The sequence below is a fragment of the Kocuria sabuli genome, from assembly GCF_040981185.1.
In the GTDB taxonomy this organism is placed as follows: Bacteria; Actinomycetota; Actinomycetes; order Actinomycetales; family Micrococcaceae; genus Kocuria; species Kocuria sabuli.
Window position 1 is genome coordinate 1 of sequence record NZ_JAVHZE010000104.1, and the last position, 541, is coordinate 541.

Annotated in this window: 1 protein-coding gene; it reads left to right on the plus strand. The window is 42.5% G+C overall.

Annotated features, from left to right (window positions below):
• On the plus strand, positions 1-325 hold a 325-nt coding region (locus RE027_RS18125), incomplete at its 5' end, for a S24 family peptidase (RefSeq protein WP_368809692.1).
• Positions 326-541: the final 216 nt, after the last annotated feature.

Here is a 541-nt window from a genome sequence, read left to right on the forward strand (position 1 = left end):
AGCCAGATCTCTTTTCGGGAACCGCACTCAAAATGATGTGAAGGTGATGACCGTAGACGGTGACAGCATGTGCCCAACAATACAGTCAGGTGATCGTCTCTTCTTTGACGTTTCTGTTAGGAATTTCAAAGTTGACGGGGTGTACGCTTTTGTTTTCGGCCAACACTTCCATGTTAAACGCTTACAAATGCAAGGTTTGCAACTGGCTGTGCTATCTGACAATCCAGCTTACAAAGACTGGTATGTGACAGAAGAAAATCAGGACCAGCTGTACATCATGGGTAAGGCGCTGATCCATGAGTCCATTGCTTACAACAAGCTTTGACAGCTGGGGCTTCTGCAAGGTGTTCTGGTCGGCGCATAGCTGGTAAGCCAACTTTTCCCTGTGCTTTTTATGCAAATTAATCTAATGAATTTGAAAAGATTTTTACCTATTTTGTTGGTTCAGGAGAACATAAGTGAGCGATAAACAAGAAGTTGCCTTAGCACATATCAATGATGTACTGGAGTCCAAAAATTATATTGAAACTAATGCTGATGG